The following is a 20,183-nucleotide window of genomic DNA, read 5'->3' on the forward strand; positions in this document are numbered from 1 at the left end:
CATCATTGAAGTATCTCATCTTGTGAAAAAATTTGGAGACTACGCGGCCGTCAATGATGTGAGCTTTGAGGTGGAAAAGGGCGAGGTGTTTGGTCTGCTGGGACCAAATGGCGCCGGTAAAAGTACGACCATCAAGATGCTCACAACGCTGCTCAGCCCTACATCAGGACGAGCCAGCGTCGACGGCTTCGATATCGTCCACCAGACAACGGCGGTCCGCCACAGTCTGGGTTATGTGCCGCAGGCCCTGTCGGCCGACGGAAATCTGACCGGCTACGAGAATCTGCTGATCTTCGCCAAGCTCTATGATCTGCCACACAGCATGCGCGATGCCCGCGTAAAAGAGGTGCTGTCGTTTGTAGGGCTGAGCGATGCGGGATCACAGCTGGTGCGCCAGTATTCGGGCGGCATGATTCGTCGCCTGGAGGTTGCTCAGGCGCTGCTCCACCAACCGCACGTCCTCTTCCTGGACGAGCCGACGGTGGGACTCGATCCCATCGCCCGGCAGGCGATCTGGGAGCACCTGATGCAGTTGCGAGAAGAGTCAAACATGACGGTCTTTTTGACGACCCACTCGATGGAGGAGGCCGATAGCCTGTGCACGCGTATCGGCATCATGCATCGAGGCAAGATCGCCGCCATCGGCACGCCAGAGGAGCTCAAGGCGGCCGTAGGTGGCGAGAACGTAACCCTGAACGATGTATTTGTTCATTTCGCGGGCGATGCCCTTGAGTCAGGAGGAACCTACCGTGACGCTTCACGAGCACGACGTACAGCACGAAGACTTGGCTAAAGTCAATGCCCAGTCCCAGCCATATCAGGCACCCAGATCACCACTGGCCTTGCTGACCAACTTCTTCGGCAAGACCCTGACGATCGCTGAATGGGAGGCACGCAAGATCCGTCACGACTTCACGGACCTGATTACGCGTGCGGTACAGCCCGCGCTGTGGATCCTGGTCTTTGGCGAGGTCTTCACGCGCATCCGCGCCATCCCCACAGGCAGCAAAAACGTAAGCTATCTGGAATTTATGGCTCCCGGCATCCTGGCCCAGAGCGTGCTCTTCATCTCGATCTTCGCCGGCATCGCCATTATCTGGGAGCGCGACCTGGGCGTCATTCATAAGTTCCTGGCCAGCCCAACGCCGCGTGGTTCGCTGGTGCTGGGTAAGGCGCTCTCCTCGGGCATCCGCGCCCTGCCGCAGGCCATCGTAATCTACCTGCTCGCCCTGATCCTGGGCGTCAAGATGAACTTTAATCCACTGGCCCTGCTCGGCGTGCTGGTCTTTGTCGTCATGGGAGCGGGCTGCTTCTCCACCTTCTCCTTGATCATCGCCTGCCTGCTCAAGACGCGCGATCGCGTGATGGGTATTGGACAGGTCTTGACGATGCCTATGTTCTTCGCCAGTAACGCCATCTATCCCATCGCCATCATGCCCGGCTGGCTGCAGGCCATCGCCCACATCAATCCACTAACCTATGTCGTGGACGGGCTGCGCTCTCTGATGCTGGCCAATACGGCCGTTGATATGGCCAGCGTCGGCCGAGACTTTGGCATCCTACTGGTCGTCACCGTCGTACTGGTCACGATCGGCGCCGCGCTCTATCCACGCATCGTCCAATAACACCATTGAGAGGCAGATCTATCCCCTGAATGGACCTGCCTCTCAAACGTTCGCAACAGGATTATGCCTGAAATTGTTCTGGCAACGAGAGATGGAAAGCTTCGCTCAGCAGGCGCATATCGTGCTGATCTCTGGCTGTTGGCTCGTAGCCAAGGTGGCATAAGAGCTGCGCCTCGGCCGTCATCCAACCTTTAGAGCGAGCAACAAGAAAAACGACACATCGCCAGCGGAATATGGAACATCCCTCGACCCGGTCATGTCCCCGTAGGCGGCATAGGATTGCGGCCTCTTCGATGCGGTATTTTTTCTGAAAAGCAGCAATCCGGCCTTGTGCATGCCGCTCCGTTGACGTACGATATGTCGGCTTCTGCACGGAGCAGGAGCGCTTTTCTCGCTTTTTAGGAACGATATCGTACGTGAACCGGTGCGGCATGCACAAGGCCGGATTGCTGTCTGAACGGCACACCAACGTCTCGAGAAAGCCGCAATCCTATGCCGCCTACGGGGACATGATCGTGTGAGGGGACCGCTCACATGCGTTTCTCTGACGTTTCGGGTGCCCAAATGCTTCCCTTTTTCGCTAAAGTTGAATGTATTGCCCGCGAGGGGCGCCGCTACAGGGGCGTTTCTCTTTGGAGAAAGCGTTTCATATGCGCGGGGTCGTTTTTTGGGGCATTGCGGATTGGGAGGTGTGTTATGGGTTGGGGCGTTGTAATTTTGGGGGATAGATCGGTTGACGGTGTTGAAGATGCTATGGTATTGTGTACTGTATAGTACACAATAATGGAGAGAAGGGAAAGTGTTTATGGGCAGGCCCAGCGATGCCAGAGAGCGGCTGATAGAGGCGGCGCGCGCGGTTATTTTTACACATAGCTATGAGAGCGTTAGCATTGATGAACTATGCGCGGCGGCGGGCGTCCACAAGAGCAGCTTCTATCATTTTTTTGCCTCCAAGCAGGAACTGGTGCTGGCATCCATCGAAGTACAATGGCAATCGTTGGACGCTACCCTCAAGCAGACCTTTGCTGCTCATATCCCCCCTCCAGAGCGCTTCTTGCGCTTCTTTGAGCTGACGCTACAGCAGCAGATGGAGCTACAACAGCGGCACGGGCAGATGCGCGGCTGCCCGGCGGGCAACCTGACGCTGGAGCTCAGCACGCAGAATGAGCCGATCCGCGTCCGCCTGCAGCAGCTTTTTCAGCAATGGCTCGCCTATTTTGAGCAGGCATTGGATGATGCCAGGGCCGAGCGGCTCATACCATCAGATATCGATACAGCCACCACCGCCCAGGCGCTGCTGGCGTATTTTGAGGGCGTGCTGCTGCTGGCCAAGGGACAGAACAATCCCGCGCTGATCACCACCTTGCGTCCAGGTGTACTGGCATTAATGCACTATCAAGAAAAGGCTGATCTTTCATTGAATGGATAAATAAGAAGAAGAAGAATATAAGAAGGAGCATCGTATCATGAAGCGTGTCGTTGTTACAGGCATTGGATTGGTGACGTCGCTGGGACATACGGTGGAGAAGACATGGGAAGGACTGAGCCAGGGCCGCTCGGGCATCAGTCCGATCAGCAATTTTGATGCCAGCGATTACCCGGTGCGATTCGCCGGTGAGGTCAAGAATTTTGATGCCAGCCCGTATATGGATCGCAAGGAGATCCGCCGCAGTGATCCTTTTACGCATCTGGCGGTGGCTGCTGCGCGCCATGCGCTGGACCAGGCGGGACTGGAGATCAGCAAAGAGCTGTCACCAGAGGTCGGGGTATGTATCGGCAGCGGCGTAGGGGGCCTGATCACCCTGCACGACCAGTTCAAGGTCCTGCATGAAAAGGGACCGGACCGCGTCAGCCCTTTCTTGATACCCATGATGATGATCAACGCGGCCCCCGGCATCGTTTCGCAGATAGTGGGAGCGCGTGGACCATCCTGGGCGGCGGTCTCGGCCTGCGCGACCAGCGGCAATGCCATCGGTGAGGCCTGGGAAACCATCCGGCGCGGCACGGCACGCGCCATGCTAGCGGGTGGATCCGAGAAGGCTGTTACCCCGCTGGGCATGGCCTCATTCGCGAAGATGCAGGCCCTCTCGCGGCGCAACGAGGATCCCCAGGGGGCCAGCCGCCCATTCGATGCCACGCGCGATGGCTTTGTGATGGGCGAGGGTGCCGGCGTGCTACTGCTCGAAGACCTGGAGCTGGCCCAGGCGCGGGGCGCGACCATCCTGGCCGAACTGGTCGGCTACGGCTCAACCGCCGATGCCTATCACATCACCGAACCGGCCCCCGGCGGATCGGGCCTGGTAATGGCCATGCAACGAGCCCTGCAGGTCGCGGATATGCGGCCCGAGCAGATCGACTATATCAACGCGCATGGCACCTCGACCGTTCTCAATGATGCCCGAGAGACCGAAGCTATCAAGACCTGCTTTGGGGAGCACGCCTACAAGGTCGCCATCAGCTCAACCAAATCCATGATCGGCCACACCTTTGGGGCTGCCGGAGCCATTGAGGCCGCCATCTCGGTGCTCAGCATCGTGCACAACCTGATGCCGCCCACCATCAACCTGCACCAGCCCGATCCCGCATGTGACCTGGATTACATCCCAAACCAGGCGCGACCCGGCAAAGTCGACGCCGCCCTCTCAAACTCGATGGGCTTCGGCGGCCACAACACCAGCCTGATCTTCCAACGCTACCACTAACAAGGTCGTACGGGATTCTATGGTGGTGCTACAGGGGCGTGGACACGCCCCTGTAGCACCACCATAGAATCCCGTACACTATTTCATCCCTTTGGAGGATGTCCCGCAGCGGGGCGCGTGCTATATTCACTCTGACCGGGTTAGACATCGAGGTGAAGATCGCCGGTTCACGAGGAGAAAGCATATGCAGCATCTGGTTCACAGGGTTCGCACCACCACCACCTGGTGGGTTGTCATGATCCAGGGAATTATCGCCATCATCCTTGGTCTGCTGGTCTTGCTAGCACCCTTTAAGCTGTCCACTCTGCTGGTTCGCTTGCTGGGAGCCTATCTTTTTATCTCTGGCATCCTCCTATTCTTCAACATGATACGCGCCAGGTCGTATCCAAAGTTCAAGATCATCGTCGCCTGCCTGGGCATCATCGCCGGTCTGCTGCTGATGATCTTCCGCATCTGGAGCCTGAGCGTGCTACCGCCCGCCGTCTTTCTGTTGGGATCGATCCTGGGCATCATCTACGGTGTCAGCGAGATCGTCCATGGTAGTCGCGCAAAAGAGTGGGACGACATCGGCGTCGGCGTGCTGAGCACCATCGTTGGCATCATCCTGCTGTTTCTGATCGTGCCCATAGCCGGCTTCCTGTCCGTTTCGTTAACGACGATTGTGCTCTCGGTACCATTTATCATCTGCATCAGTAGTATCGTGATCGGCATACTCCTGATCCGGCGGTCGCTCCGCCTGCGACACGAGCACGCCAGGCAGAGTCCACCACCCATGATTTCGGCCACCCAGGAGTAACCGTTCGCTCTACCTTTCGATTCGCTCACAGTATAAGGCTCAAGAGAAAACAGGCATCCGACTGGCTGATCGCTATCATTGCCATCGGCGCCTCGCGCTCGGCATCTACGCCATCAATATCAGGCAAAGAGGGTTAGTTAGCCTATAGCGAGAAACGAAGAGGATGGGCTCAGCCTTGGCGGTTGAGCCCATCCTCTTCGTTTCTCACGCATTTAGCGGGTAGTGGGTTCGATGACGATGTAGACGCGATTGGGGGTATCTTCACCGACGATGCGCTGGAAGGCCGCGCCGTATTTATTAGCCAGGGCGGCACGGGCGGCTGGTCGCTCTTCGGGGCTGGCATCGCGGCCGACGCCGTCAACAGTTGGCTCGCCCTTCAGGTTGCCGATGCGATCAGAGGGGGACATGCTGACGCGGCCGGTGGCGCGAATGCGCTTGATCTTGCCGGTGGTCTGAGAGGTTGTAACATAGACTTTCCCCTGCTCGTATGCGAACCAGACGGTGGTGGGGACAGCACGACCATCCCTGCGATAGGTAGTTAGCACAAGAAACTCATGGGGCGCTAAAAAGGCGAAGGGGTCCTGAACGTTATTATCTAATATGGTCATAAGTATGACACTCCTCTTCAATCTTCATATATAGGCAGAGCAATAGCGATTGCTTGTTTCTTTAATTGACAACGCTAGCATAAATAGGCGATCGACCACAAGACGCCCCAATGCGCTGGCGTGGGTACAGGCGGCATCACAAGAATATGATCCTCGATTGCTGGTAAAAAAGGCAGTGGCGCATATCGTATAATATTGATACAGCGCTGATTGATTTCGGTTCTCCCGGTGAAAGGTAACAAAGATGGAGCAAAAAGTCTATCGTACCGAACTTACCCCACTGAGTTTTTTGGAGCGCAGTGCCCTGATTTTTCCGGAGAAGACGGCCATCATTCATGAAGAGAGGAGCTATAGCTATCGCGAGTTCGCCGAACGCGTCAATCGTCTGGCCTCGCGCCTACGCGGTCTGGGACTGCAAAAGCACGAGCGCGTAGCGTTCCTGTGTCCCAATATCCCCGCCCTGCTGGAGGCACACTACGCGGTCCCGGCCGCCGGTGGCATCCTGGTCGCCATCAACAATCGGTTGAGCAGCAACGAGATCGGCTTTATCTTGCAGCATTCAGGCAGCCACTACCTGTTCGTTGATGACGAATTTTTTCCGCTGGTAGAATCCTTGCAGTTGGAACAGCCACTACAGATTATCCGTATCGCCGACAGCGGCTCACCTGATGATCCCTATGAACAGTTCCTGGCGGAGGGTTCACCCGAGCCGCTGGAGAGCTGGCTGGAGGATGAGGAGGAGACGATCTCGATCAACTATACCTCCGGGACCACTGGCAATCCCAAGGGCGTCATGTACACCTATCGCGGCGCCTACCTCAATGCTTTGTCGGAAGTGATCGAGAGCGGTCTGACCAGCCAGAGCATCTATCTGTGGACGCTGCCGATGTTCCACTGCAACGGCTGGTGCTTTACCTGGGCCGTCACCGCCGTCGGCGCCACCCACGTCTGTCTGCGCAAGGTCGATCCGGCGCGCGTCTGGGACCTGTTCGAGAGCGAGAAGGTAACCCACTACAACGGGGCGCCGACCGTGCATATCTTCCTGGCCCATCATCCCAAGGCCCATCGCCTGGAGCAGCAGATCACCGTGACCATCGCGGGCGCCCCGCCATCACCTACCCTGCTGGCGCAGCTCAGGAAGCTCAATATGCGGCCTATCCACGTCTATGGCCTGACCGAGACCTATGGTCCCTACACGGTCTGTGAATGGCATGAGGAGTGGGGTGAGCTACCAGAAGAGGAGCAGGCCCGCTTGCTGGCGCGCCAGGGACAGGGCTACGTGACCGCCGAACGGGCGCGTGTCGTCAATCCCAACATGGAAGATGTGCCGTGGGATGGGCAGACGATGGGCGAGGTGCTCATGCGTGGCAATAACGTGGCCAAGGGCTATTTTGACAATCCAGAGGCGACCGAGCGATCCTTCGCGGGCGGCTGGTTCCATTCCGGCGACATCGGCGTCTGGCATCCTGACAGCTATATCGAGCTGCGCGACCGAGCCAAGGACGTGATTATCTCGGGCGGCGAGAATATCTCGACCATCGAGGTGGAACAGACCATCGTCAAGCATCCAGCGGTCCTGGAATGCGCCGTCGTGGCTATCCCCGACGAGGTCTGGGGAGAGCGGCCCAAAGCCTTTGTGACGCTGAAGCCGGACCAGGCAGCGACGGAGCAGGAGATCATCGACTTCTGCAAGCAGCGGCTGGCCCACTTCAAGTGCCCAGTCGCCGTCGAGTTTGGTCCCTTGCCCAAGACCTCGACCGGTAAGGTCCAGAAGTATGTCCTGCGCGACAAAGTCTGGGCGGGACGCGAGAAACGGATCAATTAATCTCAAAGGAAGAGAACAGCACAATACAGCGGTGAAAGGCAGTGCAATGATGCAAAAAGTCTATCGTACCGAGTTGTCACCCATTAGTTTTCTAGAGCGCAGCGCCCTGGTCTTCCCGGAGAAGACAGCCATCATCCACGGGGAGCGGCGCTATACTTATCGCGAGTTCGCCGAGCGCGTCAATCGGCTGGCCTCGCGTCTGAGGGCGCTAGGATTGAAGAAGCACGATCGCGTGGCGTTCCTCTGCCCCAATACGCCTGCCCTGCTGGAGGCGCACTACGCCGTCCCGACCGCCGGCGGCATCCTGGTCGCCATCAACACACGACTGAATAGCTCCGAAGTCGATTTTATCCTTCACCACGCGGGCTGCTCGTTCCTGTTTGTGGATCATGAGCTGGCCCACCTGGTCAGCGCGGCGGATCTATCCGGCATCCAGACCATCCACATTCAGGACACCGGCCAGGCCGACGATCCCTACGAGCAGTTTCTGGCAGAGGGTTCGCCCGAGTCGCTGGAGAGCTGGCTGGAGGACGAGGAGGAGACGATCTCGATCAACTACACCTCCGGGACCACCGGCAATCCCAAGGGCGTCATGTATACCTATCGTGGCGCCTACCTCAACTCCCTGGGCGTGGTCATTGAGACGCAGCTGACCAGCCAGAGCGTCTACCTGTGGACGTTGCCGATGTTTCACTGCAACGGCTGGTGCTTTACCTGGGCCATCACTGCTGTTGGCGGCACGCATATCTGCCTGCGCCAGCTAGATCCAGGCATGGTCTGGGATATTCTGGATCGCGAGCACGTGACCCATTACAATGGAGCGCCGACCGTGCATATCTTCCTGGTCAACCACGCCAAAGCGCACCGATTGGAGCAGCCCGCCACCGTCGCCATTGGGGGCGCGCCACCATCGCCCACGCTGCTGGCACAGATGCGGCAGTACAACATCCATCCCATCCACCTCTATGGCCTGACCGAGACCTATGGCCCCAATACCGTCTGTGAGTGGCATCCCGAGTGGGACGCGCTCTCGGAGGAGGAACAGGCACGGCTAAAGGCGCGCCAGGGACAGGTGCACGTCACGGCGAGCCAGACGCGGGTTCTGGGTCCGGCGCTGCAGGAGGTGCCACAGGACGGGCAGACGATGGGAGAGGTAATGATGCGCGGCAATACCATCGCCAGGGGCTACTATGCAAATGAGGCCGCTACCAGCCGGGCTTTTGAGGGCGGCTGGTTTCATTCCGGCGATATCGGGGTCTGGTATCCTGATAGTTATATCGAACTGCGCGACCGCGCCAAAGACATCATCATTTCGGGTGGTGAAAATATCTCGACCATCGAGGTCGAGCAGACCATCGTGCAGCACCCGGCCGTCCTGGAGAGCGCGGTCATAGCCATTCCGGATGAGACATGGGGCGAGCGGCCCAAAGCCTTTGTGACATTGAAGCCTGATCAAAATCTGAGCGAGGCCGAGTTGATCAGCTTCTGTCGGGAACGGCTGGCCCACTTCAAGTGCCCGGTCGCCGTCGAGTTTGGTCCCTTGCCCAAGACCTCGACCGGCAAGATCCAGAAGTATGTCTTGCGTGACAAGGCCTGGGCCGGCCAGCAGAAATACATACACTAGCCAGCCGCGCTGGTAAAATAGAAGGGAGGAGATCTCCATGTCATATCAATTGATCGAGCTAAGCTATGAGCAGGATATAGCTACCATTACCATGAACAACGTCAAGCGCCGCAACGCCCTGTCGCTGGCGCATATGCGGGAGCTGATCAGCGCCTTTCGCGAGGTGGGAGCCAGCCAGGCCAGCGGGGTCATGCTGGCGGCCAACGGAGCGGTCTTCTGCTCGGGCCATGACCTGTCCGAGATGGTGGACCAGGATCTGCCATTCATGACCAACCTGCTGGAGACCTGTACAACGCTGATGAACGCGATCCAGGAGATCCCGCAGCCGGTGCTGGCCTGTGTGCAGGGAGTGGCGACGGCCGCCGGCTGCCAGCTGGTCGCCACCTGCGACCTGGCGGTGGCGGCGGAAAACGCCAGCTTCGCCACCCCTGGCGTCAAGATCGGCTGGTTCTGCACCACGCCGATGATCGCCCTGAGCCGCAACATCGGGCGCAAGCGCGCCATGGAGATGCTGCTCACCGGTGATCCGATCGACGCCCGCACGGCCTCCGACTGGGGACTGGTGAACCGCGTCGTGTCGGCCGAACAGCTACGAGAGGAGGCGCTACGCCTGCTCAAGGCCGCCAGTTGCAACAGCTTCAATGCCCGCAGCATCGGAAAGCACGCCTTCTATAACCAGATCGACCTACCACAATCTCAGGCCTATGACTATGCGCAGGGGATCATGGCCTCGGCCTCACAGATACTCGATGCCAGCGAAGGGATGCGCGCTTTCCTGGAAAAGCGCCAGCCCGCATTTGAGCACAAATGAGAGGGAAACGCAAAGCGTTTGATCCATCTATAGCCTGCCTGGGGGCGCTGACGCCCCCATTCTCTAAATTTTACATGCAAGTGATGCTAAAAATGCGCTTAAGCGCATTTTTAGCATCACTTGCATGTAAAATTCTTTATGCGCTCCGAAGGAGCGCGAGAGCCGGCTAACTGAATTTATGCGTGGAGGTAGCGAGCGCCTCCTGGCTGGCCGGGATATGTAATAGCGGCAGGCGCACCTCGAAGAGGGTGCCTTTTCCTGGCTGGCTTTCGACATGGACGTCGCCGCCATGGGCCTGCACGATCCATTGGACGATAGAGAGTCCCAGACCAGTGCCTCCTACTTCTTTCTGCGCACCACTAGATGTGGAGGGATTGTGTGAACGCGCGCGGTCGACGCGGTAGAAACGGTCGAAGAGATAGGGCAGGTGCTCATCGGAGATACCCGGTCCATCGTCTTGCACGCGCAGCATTCCCCATTTGTCAGATGCAGCGGTCAGCTCTACGTGAACGCGCTGGCCGCTGCCGTGGGTATATTTGATGGCGTTCTCGATCAGGTTGAGCATCATGCGGGTCAGGTAGTGGGGATCGCCGTTGACGAGCAGCTCTGGCAGGTCTCCGGTAGCCAGGATAATATCGTGCTCGCGCGCAAGCGGCAGCAGGCGCTCGACGCATTCCAGGGCGAGATCGCTCAGGTCCACCTGCTGCCGCTGCAGGGTGAGCTGTCCGGTATCAGCCCGCGCTAGCAGCAACAGGCTATTGACGATATTTGTCATGTGTACATTCTCGGACTGCACCAGCTCCAGGATCTGCCTGTGTTCCTCGCAGTTATGCGGCTGCGTCAGGGCGCGATTCAGCTCCAGATCGATGATGGTCAGCGGAGTGCGCAACTCGTGGCTAGCGTCCGCGGTAAACTGCGTCTGCCGCCGGAAGGCTGCGTCCAGGCGACCGAGCATCTGATCAAAGGTCGCCGCCAGCTCGCCAAACTCGTCCCTGAGATTCAGATTCAGGCGGCGGCGCAGATCCGTAGCATTGATCTCGTTGGCCATGCGCGTAATCATCTTAACGGGGCGCAGCGCCCTGCCAGCCAACCAGTAACCACCGATAGCCGCCGCCAGCAGCCCTAGAATGCCATGGAATAGCCAGATCACAAAGAGCGGCATCACCGCCTTCCGAGGCAGGCCGACCACCAGGGTCGCAATACGCTTATTTTGATCCAGGACCGGGGTAATTACGACGCGATAGTTATTGTTGACGTTATAGCCCCAGTTACCCCAGTGCTGGTCCTGCCCCTGGCTTTGTGGAATGGTCAGATCACTAATCGCCTGACCCTGCCGAACTTTATCCTGTAATTGCTGAATGCTGACAGCGGGCAACGTCCCATGTTTATCGAGGATCGCGTTGCTGGAGTCGAGCAACAATACAATTTCGTCGGAGTTCAGCTTTTTATCGAGGGTGGCAGGAGACTGATGCAGTGACAACATCTGGCGATAACCCGCGCTGAGCTGTTGCGCCTCCTGATAGATCTGCATCTCCAGGTTGCTCTCGGCAGTCGCGGGATTAAACAGGACCTGGGACGCATAGAGGCTGCCCCCAAAAATTACCATGATAATGGCCATCACCACCAGGTAGCTCAACATCAGACGCACCCGAACGCTCGACCAGAAGGCCAGGAACACATGTAAAAAACCTCGTCGTTTCATACACGCTCCCGTTGTGGCTGGGCCAGCCGATAGCCGATGCCACGAATAGTCGTCAGCAGCTTAACCTCAAATGGATCATCGATCTTGCGGCGTAGACGACGCACATAAACATCGATCACATTCGAGCTACACTCAAAATCATAGTTCCAGATATGCTGCTCAATCATCTCGCGCGTCACCACCTGGTCGGGATGATACATAAAGTATTCCAGCAGGGCGAACTCTTTTGGCGTCAGATCGATGGTGCGCCGGTCACGCTCCACGATATGGGTAACCGGATCGACAATCAGGCCACCAAATTCCAGGCGGCCGCTGGTATAGGGATGGTTGCGACGCAGCAAAGCACGCAGGCGGGCCAGCAGTTCGCGCATCGCGAAGGGCTTAACCAGGTAATCGTCCGCGCCGTAGTCCAGGCCCTGCACGCGATCATTGACGCTATCGCGCGCGGTCAACAGCAGGATCGGAGTATGAATACGTCTGCGGCGCAGGTCCCGGCACACCTCCAGACCATTTTTCTCGGGCAACAAAATATCCAGGATAATCAGATCATACGGCGTCAGTTCTGCCAGGTCCTGCCCCTCCTGCCCATCATAAGCGGTATCGACACTATATCCCTCATGGGTCAGATTCATTTGCAATGAGCTATTCAAGCGATGATTATCTTCAACAACCAGGATACGCATAGAACCACCCCCCATGTCATGTATACGTAAGTGCCGGGCTGGCCCCGGCTTTACGCGCAGCTCTCCATTTGGAACTCTCACATTACAACGATTATCGCACAACAAGATGACAGATTGATGACAAAAAAGAGGAGAGTTTTTCACGCTTTCGTCATGTGAAATCCCTACACTTCTGGTGTATGGAAGTTAAGCGCCTCCGCACGGGCGGGTGCGTACGCACCCGCGATGTTTATGTATGGTGTGGTGAAAACCGTGCGCGGTGCGCACGGTTTTCACCACACCATACATATGAAGGCGCCGCGGGCGCCTTGCGTCAGGAATCGCGGGTACGAACCGGTATGCAAAAAGATATATGAAATAGGAGAAAAGAGGAAAGATATGGCAACACGGATTTTGCAGATTATTCTGGGTATCGCCGGTCTGGGCGCGCTCGCGTTGGGGATATTGATCTGGACGACGGGCATGAACGTGTACGCGATCCATATGCTATGTGGATTGATCGTGGCGCTGACACTGCTGGTCGGCGGCATCCTGGCCGTGACGACGCGGGAGTTAAGGATCTGGGGCATCGTGGGTATTATATACGCCCTGATTGTACCAGTCTTCGGCATCACGCAGTTCAACATTCTGCCAGGCAACCTGCACTGGCTGATTCAGACGGCACACCTGCTGGTTGGACTTGGCGCCATCGCGCTGGCCGGCAATCTCATTACGCGTTCACTGGCGCTTAAACGGATGGGCAGCAACGGCGCCACGGCCAGATCTCAGATCGCACGCTAATACATAAAAGATAGATAGGTAGATCATGATATTAAAACGAGTAAGTATGATCGTGGTCTGCGCCGTGCTGCTGACATTGGTGCTGACCGCCTGTAGTCTGGGGGGAGCCGCCAGTACGGGTCCCAACCAGGTGCATATGGACAATACCAGTTTTGTGCAATCGTCCGTTACCATCAAAAAGGGTGAGAGCATCACGCTGGTGTCGGATACGCTGATCGGGCATACCATCGCCAACGGCACCTGGAAAGACGGAGCCAGTCAACCAGCGCAGGAACCGGGAGCGCCCAGAGTTGATAACATAGCCATCGGCGGCAATAGCTCCGGGGAGATCGGGCCCTTCAATACAGCGGGCACGTTCAAGCTCTACTGCACTATCCACAGCGGCATGAATCTGACCGTCATCGTACATTGATCATTAATGCGGGAAGCGAAGGATTATGAGCGACTGACTTCCCGCATCGATCCTGCTATCTCACTCTTTTTCGGGGGTGTATCTTTTCATCATTATGTGGGCTGGTTCATTCTGGGCCGAATGGGCAAAATAGATGCGCCGCCATCAATATGAAAGGTACTACCAGTAATCTGTGAGGACTCGTCGGAAGCGAGATATATGACCGCATAGGCCGTATCTTCAGGCGTCTGGTGGCGCCCAAAAGGCAGGTTTTTGCCAATCTGCGCGAGATCCTCTTCGCTGGTTCCCTGACTTTTCCGCAAGGCCAGCTCTCCCTCGCTCAGCACCCATCCAGGAATAATGTAGTTGACACGAACCATGTCTGCTGCATATGCTCCTGCCAATGTTTTTGTCAGCGTAAGGAGGCCCCCTTTAGCCGAGGCATAGGCGACGAGATTCGCCTGTCCTTGAATGCCGTGGATCGAGCCAATATTGATAATACTGCCACCCCCCATTTCACGCATGCGAGGTACAGCATACTTACAGCAGAAGAAAGGACCCCGCAAATTGATAGCCAGGATGCGGTCCCACAGATCGGATGAGGTCTCTTCCAGCGTAGCGCGGGGGTACCAGCCAGCGTTATTGACCAGCACATCGAGCCGCCCGTAGCTTCGCACAGCCGCCTCTATTAACTCGCTACAATCCTTCTCCTCCGTCACATCCACTTTCTGGAAGATCGCTTCGCCTCCAACTTCACGAATAGCGGCTGCCGCGGCCTGTCCCGCAGCCTCCTGGATATCTCCAATCACCACGCGCGCGCCCTCGAGGGCCAGCATCTGGGCGCATGCGCGCCCAATACCCTGAGCCGCGCCAGTAACGATAGCCACTTTGCCCTGGACTCTTTGAACCATGCTTTTCCTCTTGTCTTTTCCCAATCCACGTTTGCAACGGGATTATAAAAATATCTCTAACAGAAAGAGCCTGTCAATTATTTTACCAGCTTTTCTCCATCGATGCTCTAGCAGATTCTAAAAAAGCGGAGATAACTTTTATAGAGCGAGCAGGCAAAATGTCTCCCGACATGTGGTACAATCAATTACTATTATTACTTATGAGGAGGGAGGCGCCGCGATGCCGGATGTCAGGCTGCAACGGGACGAGGTTATGGCCTTGTTGGAAGAGTTAGGGGCTGAACTGGCGGCTCGTGGCATCGATTCGCCGGTTCAGATCATCGTATTTGGCGGCGTCTATATGCTGATGCAGATCGGCAATCGTCTCTCGACCCATGACGTAGATATCGTTCCACTGGCTACGGGTACTGATCCCCGGCAAGAGGAAAAGCGGCGTAAGATCTTCAGGCAGGCCAGCAATGCCGTGGCATCGCGCCATGGCCTGCCACGCAACTGGATCAACGACGACGGCGCGCTCTTTGTCGAAGAGATTATCCAAAAAGGTGAGCTGGTCCACTGGAAGACCTTCCAGATGCTTGAGATCTGGCTGCCCGAGCTCGCCTGTATGCTGGCCCTCAAACTGACCGCGTTCCGTCCCCTGCAGGACCTGGATGATACGCTTCATCTATGTCAGGCCCTCAACGTTACGACCGCCGAAGAAGCGCAGGCCATCCTTGATCGCTACGTCCCCGCCTCCTGGCAACAAGAAAACCTGGTCGATGAAACCCTGATGGACCTCTTTGGATAATATGTTGCGTTGGTTATTTATATTGGTGCATGGCTGCGCGGATGCGCAGCCATGCACCAATATAAATAACCAACGCAACAAGGCAGTAATGGTATACTACCAATGAAAGCATTTTATAAGCACAGGGGATATGCCACAATGAATATGGTACTCACATTTACAGATGAACTGCATACGATTAAAAACATCTATCAGGGGATCACGCAAGGGGATGATCCCCGCTACGCTGTGGGTACTTTTCTCAACGACTTCTTTGACTATCACACGGAAGCGCGCCAGGCCCTGATCGCTGATCCCATTAGTGCCGAGGAGCAGCCACAGCCGGAGCACTGGCGCTGGGCCCTCTTCTGCGTGGCGGCGATAGAATACCTGTGCCAGCAATATGAACTGGATTGTCCCGACTGGGTGCATGATCCTCGATACGCCACCCCGCTGGATGAGCCCTGGTTCTTTGTGCCGACCGCGCTGCACAATCCGGTGGTCCGTGAGCGCTACGAGCGCGAGACCCCTGCCCCCTTCACGCGCCGCAACATCTTCTGTGGAGCTCGCATCCTCATGCACAAAAAAGCTACCCACAAGGTCACCGCCCACCACATCATGCAGCCCGCCTGACCAGCCGCAGCCGGGTGGAGCCGAAAAAACTTATGTGAGGCCGGAACATTGGATCTAAATCAGTTGCAGGCGTTCGACCAGATCTTGTTGCAGGGGAGCTTTAGCAAGGCGGCGCGACGCCTGAATATTTCACAGCCGTCGATCAGTCTGCGCATCCAGGCGTTGGAGCAGGAGGTAGGAGGCGCGCTCTTCATTCGTGGAGGTCAGCGTCTCCAGTTGACTGAGCTGGGCAAGAATTTCGCGCCGCACGCGCGGCAGGCGTTGCAGGCGATGGCCGCCGGTCTGGAGAGCGCCCAGCATACGCTACAGGGCAAAAAAGGCCAGCTGATGCTAGGACTGTCCCCCACGCAGACCACGGGCTTCTTCGCCACCGCCCTGGCACGTCTACATAAGGAGCAGCCCGCTCTGGATATCGCGGTACATACGGGCCACAACCAGCAGATTGTCGAGATGCTCCACGAGGGCTTTATCCAGTTCGGGCTGGTCACCGGGCCCTTTTTCTCGCCTGAGATGCAGACCATCTTTCAGGTACATGAGCCATTGATTGCCATGGCTCACCGCACCCATCCCCTGGCCAGGCAGCAGCAGGTAAGCATCGCCGAACTGGCGGCCCGCAGCGATCCGTTCCTGGCCATCGATTGGAGCCTGGCATCGCGCTACTGGCAGGCGCATAACCTGGCGACGCAACAGGCGGTCGTCGAGGTTCCACCACAGACCGCCTATGATCTGCTGCTCAACGGGATCGGGGTAGCCTTTATGACGCGCTCATTCGCGCGCTATGGGCTCAAAACGGGCGCCCTGGTAGAGCTCGCGCTTCAGCCCAATCCAGACCTGCATAGAGAGAGCGTCGTCATCCAGCATCAACGGACCGGCACCCTCTCCATGGCCGCCAATGAATTTCTGCGCATCCTGCGCGAAGAGACGCGCGGCAAGCTTCGAATCTGACGGCTAGCTGTAGAGAGTTTGCGTTATTGATTGGCGGCATCGGGCTGAATGTCAACCTCTGTCGGGGTCGCACACACAGCGGCCGAGCGCAGATCGCGCGAGACCAGCTGCATATGCAGATACTCTAAGCGCTGCTTCAACTGTTCCAGTGGATGCTTAAGCTGCTCAAACGAGCCTTTCAAGCGACCAAAGGCCAACCGGTCGGTCGCGGAGGTAAATGAATAATTGTCCAGAGCCCCAATGCCCTCAGAGAGATATTGCAGCTGCGCCTTGATCATCTCCAGCGTCTGCATCTGGGCATGCCACTGCTGCTGCTGCTGGCGCTGAAAGTAAACAAGGGTCAGAAAGATTGGCCGCAACTCTGGTGACTTCTGGCTGATCTTTTGCATGGGCGCCAGGGGTCCACCCATAGAGAGATGCTCAACCACGCCACGCAACATCTGGCATTCGTTGCGCAGGTGCTCATAAGCCTCCGTCTGCTGCTTCAGCGTGCTCAGGCGTTCGACCATAAGATTAAAGCTCATGGCGATAGGCAGCAGGGGACCGGAGGTAACGATCGCGCGGGCGGAAAAGTCGCCACGGGCCAGCAGGGCATGGGCGTTGCGCAGAATGCCGATCGCCTCTTCAACAGCCCGCTTCTCCCGGGCCTCCCGCGAGACCTGGTCGATGACATGTCTCGACTCATTGAGCTCCTGCTGTGTAAGCAACAAGGCCTGCTGCAACTGCCGTATCATCCGGCCATGTTCCAGCAGGCTCAGAGACTGGCGCGTCACCAGACCCATCATCAACACAAACGCACTCCCGATGGCCAATAACAGGGTCTGACCACCACGCGCGGCAATCACGGTATTCAACAGGGCACAGGTCATCAGGATCAACAGGGAAGGAGAAATCGCGCGCAGAGAAAATGCCAGCGATCGCCCATAGCTACGCACACGCTGCTGCAAGCGCAGACGCTCCTCCAGTATCATTTGTGGATGCTTGACCGCCGCCAGCGCGATCAAGAGCAGGCCCAGCGGATTGCTGATGGCGCGAATCACTTCCAGGTGGGCATCATGGCGCAAAACCTCATAAGTCCAGAGACTATCGCTAAACGCCAACAGGCACATTCCCCAGAAGAGCCGCACGAACACCCGCTCCATCTCCTCTGAGACCGTAAGGCTGCAGAGACAAAAGGAGCTCAGCGTCACCAACACAATGTCATTTACCGGCAAGCAGGCCAGCCACGCGCGGGCCAACAACGTATCCTGCGGCGACCCAAACAACTGGTTCAGGACAAAGAACCAGGCAAGAGCCAGGGCCGCGCCGCCCATCAGCAATAGATCCAACAAGACACGAAAATGCCCTAGTAGCGTCGCGTGCCTGCGCGCCAGCAGCACGATGGCGGCATAAAAAACGAAGTACATCAGGATCAACGGAGCGCGATAGCTATCAGGAAAAGGGATCAATCCCCGTACCGTACCCAGCCAGAGCAGTTGACCACCCAGAGATAGCAGCATGCCGAACGCAAACAGGGTCCATATCATGTTCGCCGCGCGTAAAGACTGCGCCTCAACGTGCAACGCGAGCGCGGTCTCCTCCGGCAGCATTGTCTCCACCAGCAAGTGGCGTACTTTACGCCTGAGCCCATGCTTTAACACCAGCATGCGCAGCAGAAATAACAGCGCGATCCCACCACCAATCCCCTGTAAGGCGCATTCTACATAGATAATCAGCGGACTGTTAGCCGGCAGCGGAAGAGAGATAAAGAGAAGCAGCCAGGTAGCGCAAAAGAGAAGCGCCAGGGTCGCCACTATTTTTCCCGCATATTGCTCCAACCATGGACTGCGCATAAGCATCGGGTCATATAGCTGCGCCTCTTGATTGGCCGTCGATGAAAAAGCGGGATGGAGTCGGCCAGTCGCCGCGCGCACCTGCGCCTGAGAGAGATCGGGCAACGTTTTTGAGATCGAAGATTGCGGATTATGCTGTATCGATTGGGCCAGTTCACCTTCTTTCTGGCCGTTGATTGAGAAATCGTCTGAACTTCCATTCACCATATTGTCCCCCCTACGAAACCACTTTTAATATATTCAAATTCATAGTATGCTTTTTACGGCAAGCTACTCTTTCTGATAGAAACCATCAGTATTGCCTGATATTGGGGACTATTATAGCACATCCTGGGTCCAAAGTATCTTATAAATTTTTTATATATCTTTGCTGATATTCTCATATCGATTTGTGTTGTGTGGGGTGCGGACCGCACCCCACACAACACAAATCTGTATATTACTCTTATGTCACCAGCATTTACAGGATGCTAATAGATAGCTTATAGTGTACATATACGCGTTGGCAACGCTTAAAAAACCAAAGATGAAAGGACCGGCGTACCGTTTTGGCTCAATATAGCTGGGCAAACTGCCCGACCTCTACCCGTGTGCAGGTGAATACGTTATGCGAAAATCTGCGCACCATCCTTGACACCCAGTTGCTCGGGATCTATCTCCAAGGCTCGCTAGCGATGGGATGCTTTAATCCAACTCTCAGCGACGTCGATATACTGGTAGTAACCCACCAGCCTCTGAGTGTCTTCGTGAAGCGCCAGCTCATGCTCCAGCTCCTGCAATCCTCAGGGCAACCCCATCCCATTGAGATCAGCTTCCTGGTCGCCGATCAGATCAATCCTTATCAACACCCACTCCCATTTGATCTACACTATAGCGAGATGTGGCGCGAGAAGATGCAGACCGAGCTAGAAAATGGAAACTGGCAACACTGGAATGACAGGCAGGCTCACGATATCGACCTGGACGCGCACATCACCATCCTGCGCCAGCGTGGCATCACCCTTGATGGACAGGAGATTCCCCTGACCTTCCCCGAGATACCGGTCAGGTATTATATTGACGCTATCATTGAGGACTACCAGGGAGCGCGCGCAGAGAAAAACAGCCATAGCGTCTATTTTATACTCAATGCCTGCCGGGTCTATGCCTATCTGCAGGACAGCCATATTTATTCAAAAGATGAGGGGGGCGTCTATGGCCTGACCACGCTACCGGCAGAGTTCATCAGCCTGATCACGCATGCACTGGACATCTATCGCGGCCGTTCTAGCGAACGTGATTTTGATCTTGACCTGCTGAATAAGTTTGCCGCCTACATGGATAATTATATTCGCGAGTGGCAGAAAACATAAAATAAGAAGGTGGCTTCTTCTTGCTGGTGGGATTGAGCGCCCCTACACGGGCGTCCGCATGCGCGGCCGCCCGTTTTTTTGAGTTGGTGCGACGGGCGCGAATGCGCCCGTCGCACCAACTCAACATATGTTCCTGGAACACCACTGGTGCCCTCCACGCTTTGTGTAAAGCGTGGAGGGCACCAGTTTTTAGCAGG

20 protein-coding genes are annotated in these 20,183 nt (G+C 56.6%); 14 read left to right on the top strand and 6 right to left on the bottom strand.

Annotated elements, in window-relative coordinates; all coding sequences use genetic code 11:
• Positions 1-22 precede the first annotated feature (22 nt).
• Both KTT_RS28150 and KTT_RS28155 read left to right on the top strand, forming a co-directional pair.
• On the top strand, positions 23-793 hold the full coding sequence (locus KTT_RS28150) for an ABC transporter ATP-binding protein (RefSeq protein WP_235845896.1): 771 nt from the start codon (positions 23-25) through the stop codon (positions 791-793).
• Positions 750-1,625 (top strand): ABC transporter permease, encoded by an 876-nt coding sequence (locus KTT_RS28155; RefSeq protein ID WP_235845897.1) that lies wholly within the window; start codon positions 750-752, stop codon positions 1,623-1,625. The genes KTT_RS28150 and KTT_RS28155 overlap by 44 nt, the downstream gene beginning before the upstream one ends.
• Positions 1,626-1,686: 61 nt before the next feature.
• Here the strand turns inward: KTT_RS28155 and KTT_RS28160 are convergent, their stop codons facing one another.
• Positions 1,687-1,998 (bottom strand): hypothetical protein, encoded by a 312-nt coding sequence (locus KTT_RS28160; protein ID WP_126601030.1) that lies wholly within the window; start codon positions 1,996-1,998, stop codon positions 1,687-1,689.
• Between the two features lie 432 nt (positions 1,999-2,430).
• Here KTT_RS28160 and KTT_RS28165 point away from each other — a divergent pair, with 432 nt between their 5' ends.
• The 3 genes from KTT_RS28165 to KTT_RS28175 all read left to right on the top strand — a co-directional run bounded on the left by KTT_RS28165 (position 2,431) and on the right by KTT_RS28175 (position 5,123).
• Positions 2,431-3,054 carry a TetR/AcrR family transcriptional regulator gene (locus KTT_RS28165; RefSeq protein ID WP_126601031.1) on the top strand — a complete coding sequence of 208 codons (624 nt, stop codon included), beginning with the start codon at positions 2,431-2,433 and terminating at the stop codon, positions 3,052-3,054.
• Positions 3,055-3,091: 37 nt separating this feature from the next.
• Positions 3,092-4,327, top strand: coding sequence for a beta-ketoacyl-ACP synthase II (gene fabF, locus KTT_RS28170; protein ID WP_126601032.1), 1,236 nt, complete (start codon positions 3,092-3,094; stop codon positions 4,325-4,327).
• 184 nt (positions 4,328-4,511) lie between these two features.
• A complete protein-coding gene (locus KTT_RS28175; RefSeq protein WP_126601033.1) occupies positions 4,512-5,123 on the top strand; it encodes a DUF308 domain-containing protein in 612 nt (203 codons plus the stop codon).
• Positions 5,124-5,335: 212 nt separating this feature from the next.
• On the opposite strand, the gene KTT_RS28180 is transcribed toward KTT_RS28175, so the two are convergent.
• On the bottom strand, positions 5,336-5,731 hold the full coding sequence (locus tag KTT_RS28180) for a PPOX class F420-dependent oxidoreductase (protein ID WP_126601034.1): 396 nt from the start codon (positions 5,729-5,731) through the stop codon (positions 5,336-5,338).
• Between the two features lie 244 nt (positions 5,732-5,975).
• Between KTT_RS28180 and KTT_RS28185 the strand changes: the two genes are divergently transcribed.
• From KTT_RS28185 to KTT_RS28195, 3 genes are read left to right on the top strand one after another with little or no spacing between them, the layout of a single operon-like run.
• Positions 5,976-7,556 carry an acyl--CoA ligase family protein gene (locus KTT_RS28185; RefSeq protein ID WP_126601035.1) on the top strand — a complete coding sequence of 527 codons (1,581 nt, stop codon included), beginning with the start codon at positions 5,976-5,978 and terminating at the stop codon, positions 7,554-7,556.
• A gap of 46 nt (positions 7,557-7,602) precedes the next feature.
• Positions 7,603-9,180, top strand: a complete 1,578-nt coding sequence (locus KTT_RS28190) for an acyl--CoA ligase family protein (protein WP_126601036.1) — start codon at positions 7,603-7,605, stop codon at positions 9,178-9,180.
• 37 nt (positions 9,181-9,217) lie between these two features.
• Positions 9,218-9,991, top strand: a complete 774-nt coding sequence (locus KTT_RS28195; protein WP_126601037.1) for an enoyl-CoA hydratase — start codon at positions 9,218-9,220, stop codon at positions 9,989-9,991.
• Positions 9,992-10,157: 166 nt separating this feature from the next.
• Here KTT_RS28195 and KTT_RS28200 read toward each other — a convergent pair whose 3' ends face one another.
• Positions 10,158-11,693, bottom strand: coding sequence for a sensor histidine kinase (locus KTT_RS28200; protein WP_126601038.1), 1,536 nt, complete (start codon positions 11,691-11,693; stop codon positions 10,158-10,160).
• Entirely contained in the window at positions 11,690-12,376 is a 687-nt protein-coding gene (locus tag KTT_RS28205) for a response regulator transcription factor (RefSeq protein ID WP_126601039.1), read from the bottom strand. Before KTT_RS28205 ends, KTT_RS28200 begins: the two co-directional genes overlap by 4 nt.
• 378 nt (positions 12,377-12,754) lie before the next feature.
• Here KTT_RS28205 and KTT_RS28210 point away from each other — a divergent pair, with 378 nt between their 5' ends.
• Positions 12,755-13,156 carry a hypothetical protein gene (locus KTT_RS28210; RefSeq protein ID WP_126601040.1) on the top strand — a complete coding sequence of 134 codons (402 nt, stop codon included), beginning with the start codon at positions 12,755-12,757 and terminating at the stop codon, positions 13,154-13,156.
• A gap of 25 nt (positions 13,157-13,181) precedes the next feature.
• Entirely contained in the window at positions 13,182-13,568 is a 387-nt protein-coding gene (locus tag KTT_RS28215) for a cupredoxin domain-containing protein (RefSeq protein WP_126601041.1), read from the top strand.
• Between the two features lie 92 nt (positions 13,569-13,660).
• Here KTT_RS28215 and KTT_RS28220 read toward each other — a convergent pair whose 3' ends face one another.
• A complete protein-coding gene (locus KTT_RS28220; protein WP_126601042.1) occupies positions 13,661-14,458 on the bottom strand; it encodes an SDR family NAD(P)-dependent oxidoreductase in 798 nt (265 codons plus the stop codon).
• A gap of 220 nt (positions 14,459-14,678) precedes the next feature.
• Here KTT_RS28220 and KTT_RS28225 point away from each other — a divergent pair, with 220 nt between their 5' ends.
• The 3 genes from KTT_RS28225 (at position 14,679) to KTT_RS28235 (ending at position 16,802) form a co-directional block, all read left to right on the top strand.
• Entirely contained in the window at positions 14,679-15,245 is a 567-nt protein-coding gene (locus KTT_RS28225; RefSeq protein WP_126601043.1) for a hypothetical protein, read from the top strand.
• 138 nt (positions 15,246-15,383) lie between these two features.
• On the top strand, positions 15,384-15,857 hold the full coding sequence (locus KTT_RS28230; RefSeq protein WP_126601044.1) for a hypothetical protein: 474 nt from the start codon (positions 15,384-15,386) through the stop codon (positions 15,855-15,857).
• Between the two features lie 48 nt (positions 15,858-15,905).
• A complete protein-coding gene (locus tag KTT_RS28235; RefSeq protein ID WP_126601045.1) occupies positions 15,906-16,802 on the top strand; it encodes a LysR family transcriptional regulator in 897 nt (298 codons plus the stop codon).
• Between the two features lie 23 nt (positions 16,803-16,825).
• On the opposite strand, the gene KTT_RS28240 is transcribed toward KTT_RS28235, so the two are convergent.
• Complete coding sequence (locus tag KTT_RS28240) at positions 16,826-18,841, bottom strand: hypothetical protein (protein WP_126601046.1); 2,016 nt, start codon at positions 18,839-18,841, stop codon at positions 16,826-16,828.
• A gap of 341 nt (positions 18,842-19,182) precedes the next feature.
• Here KTT_RS28240 and KTT_RS28245 point away from each other — a divergent pair, with 341 nt between their 5' ends.
• Positions 19,183-19,986 (top strand): aminoglycoside adenylyltransferase domain-containing protein, encoded by an 804-nt coding sequence (locus KTT_RS28245; RefSeq protein ID WP_126601047.1) that lies wholly within the window; start codon positions 19,183-19,185, stop codon positions 19,984-19,986.
• The last annotated feature ends 197 nt before the right edge of the window (positions 19,987-20,183 follow it).

It is taken from the genome of Dictyobacter aurantiacus, assembly GCF_003967515.1.
GTDB lineage: Bacteria > Chloroflexota > Ktedonobacteria > Ktedonobacterales > Ktedonobacteraceae > Dictyobacter > Dictyobacter aurantiacus.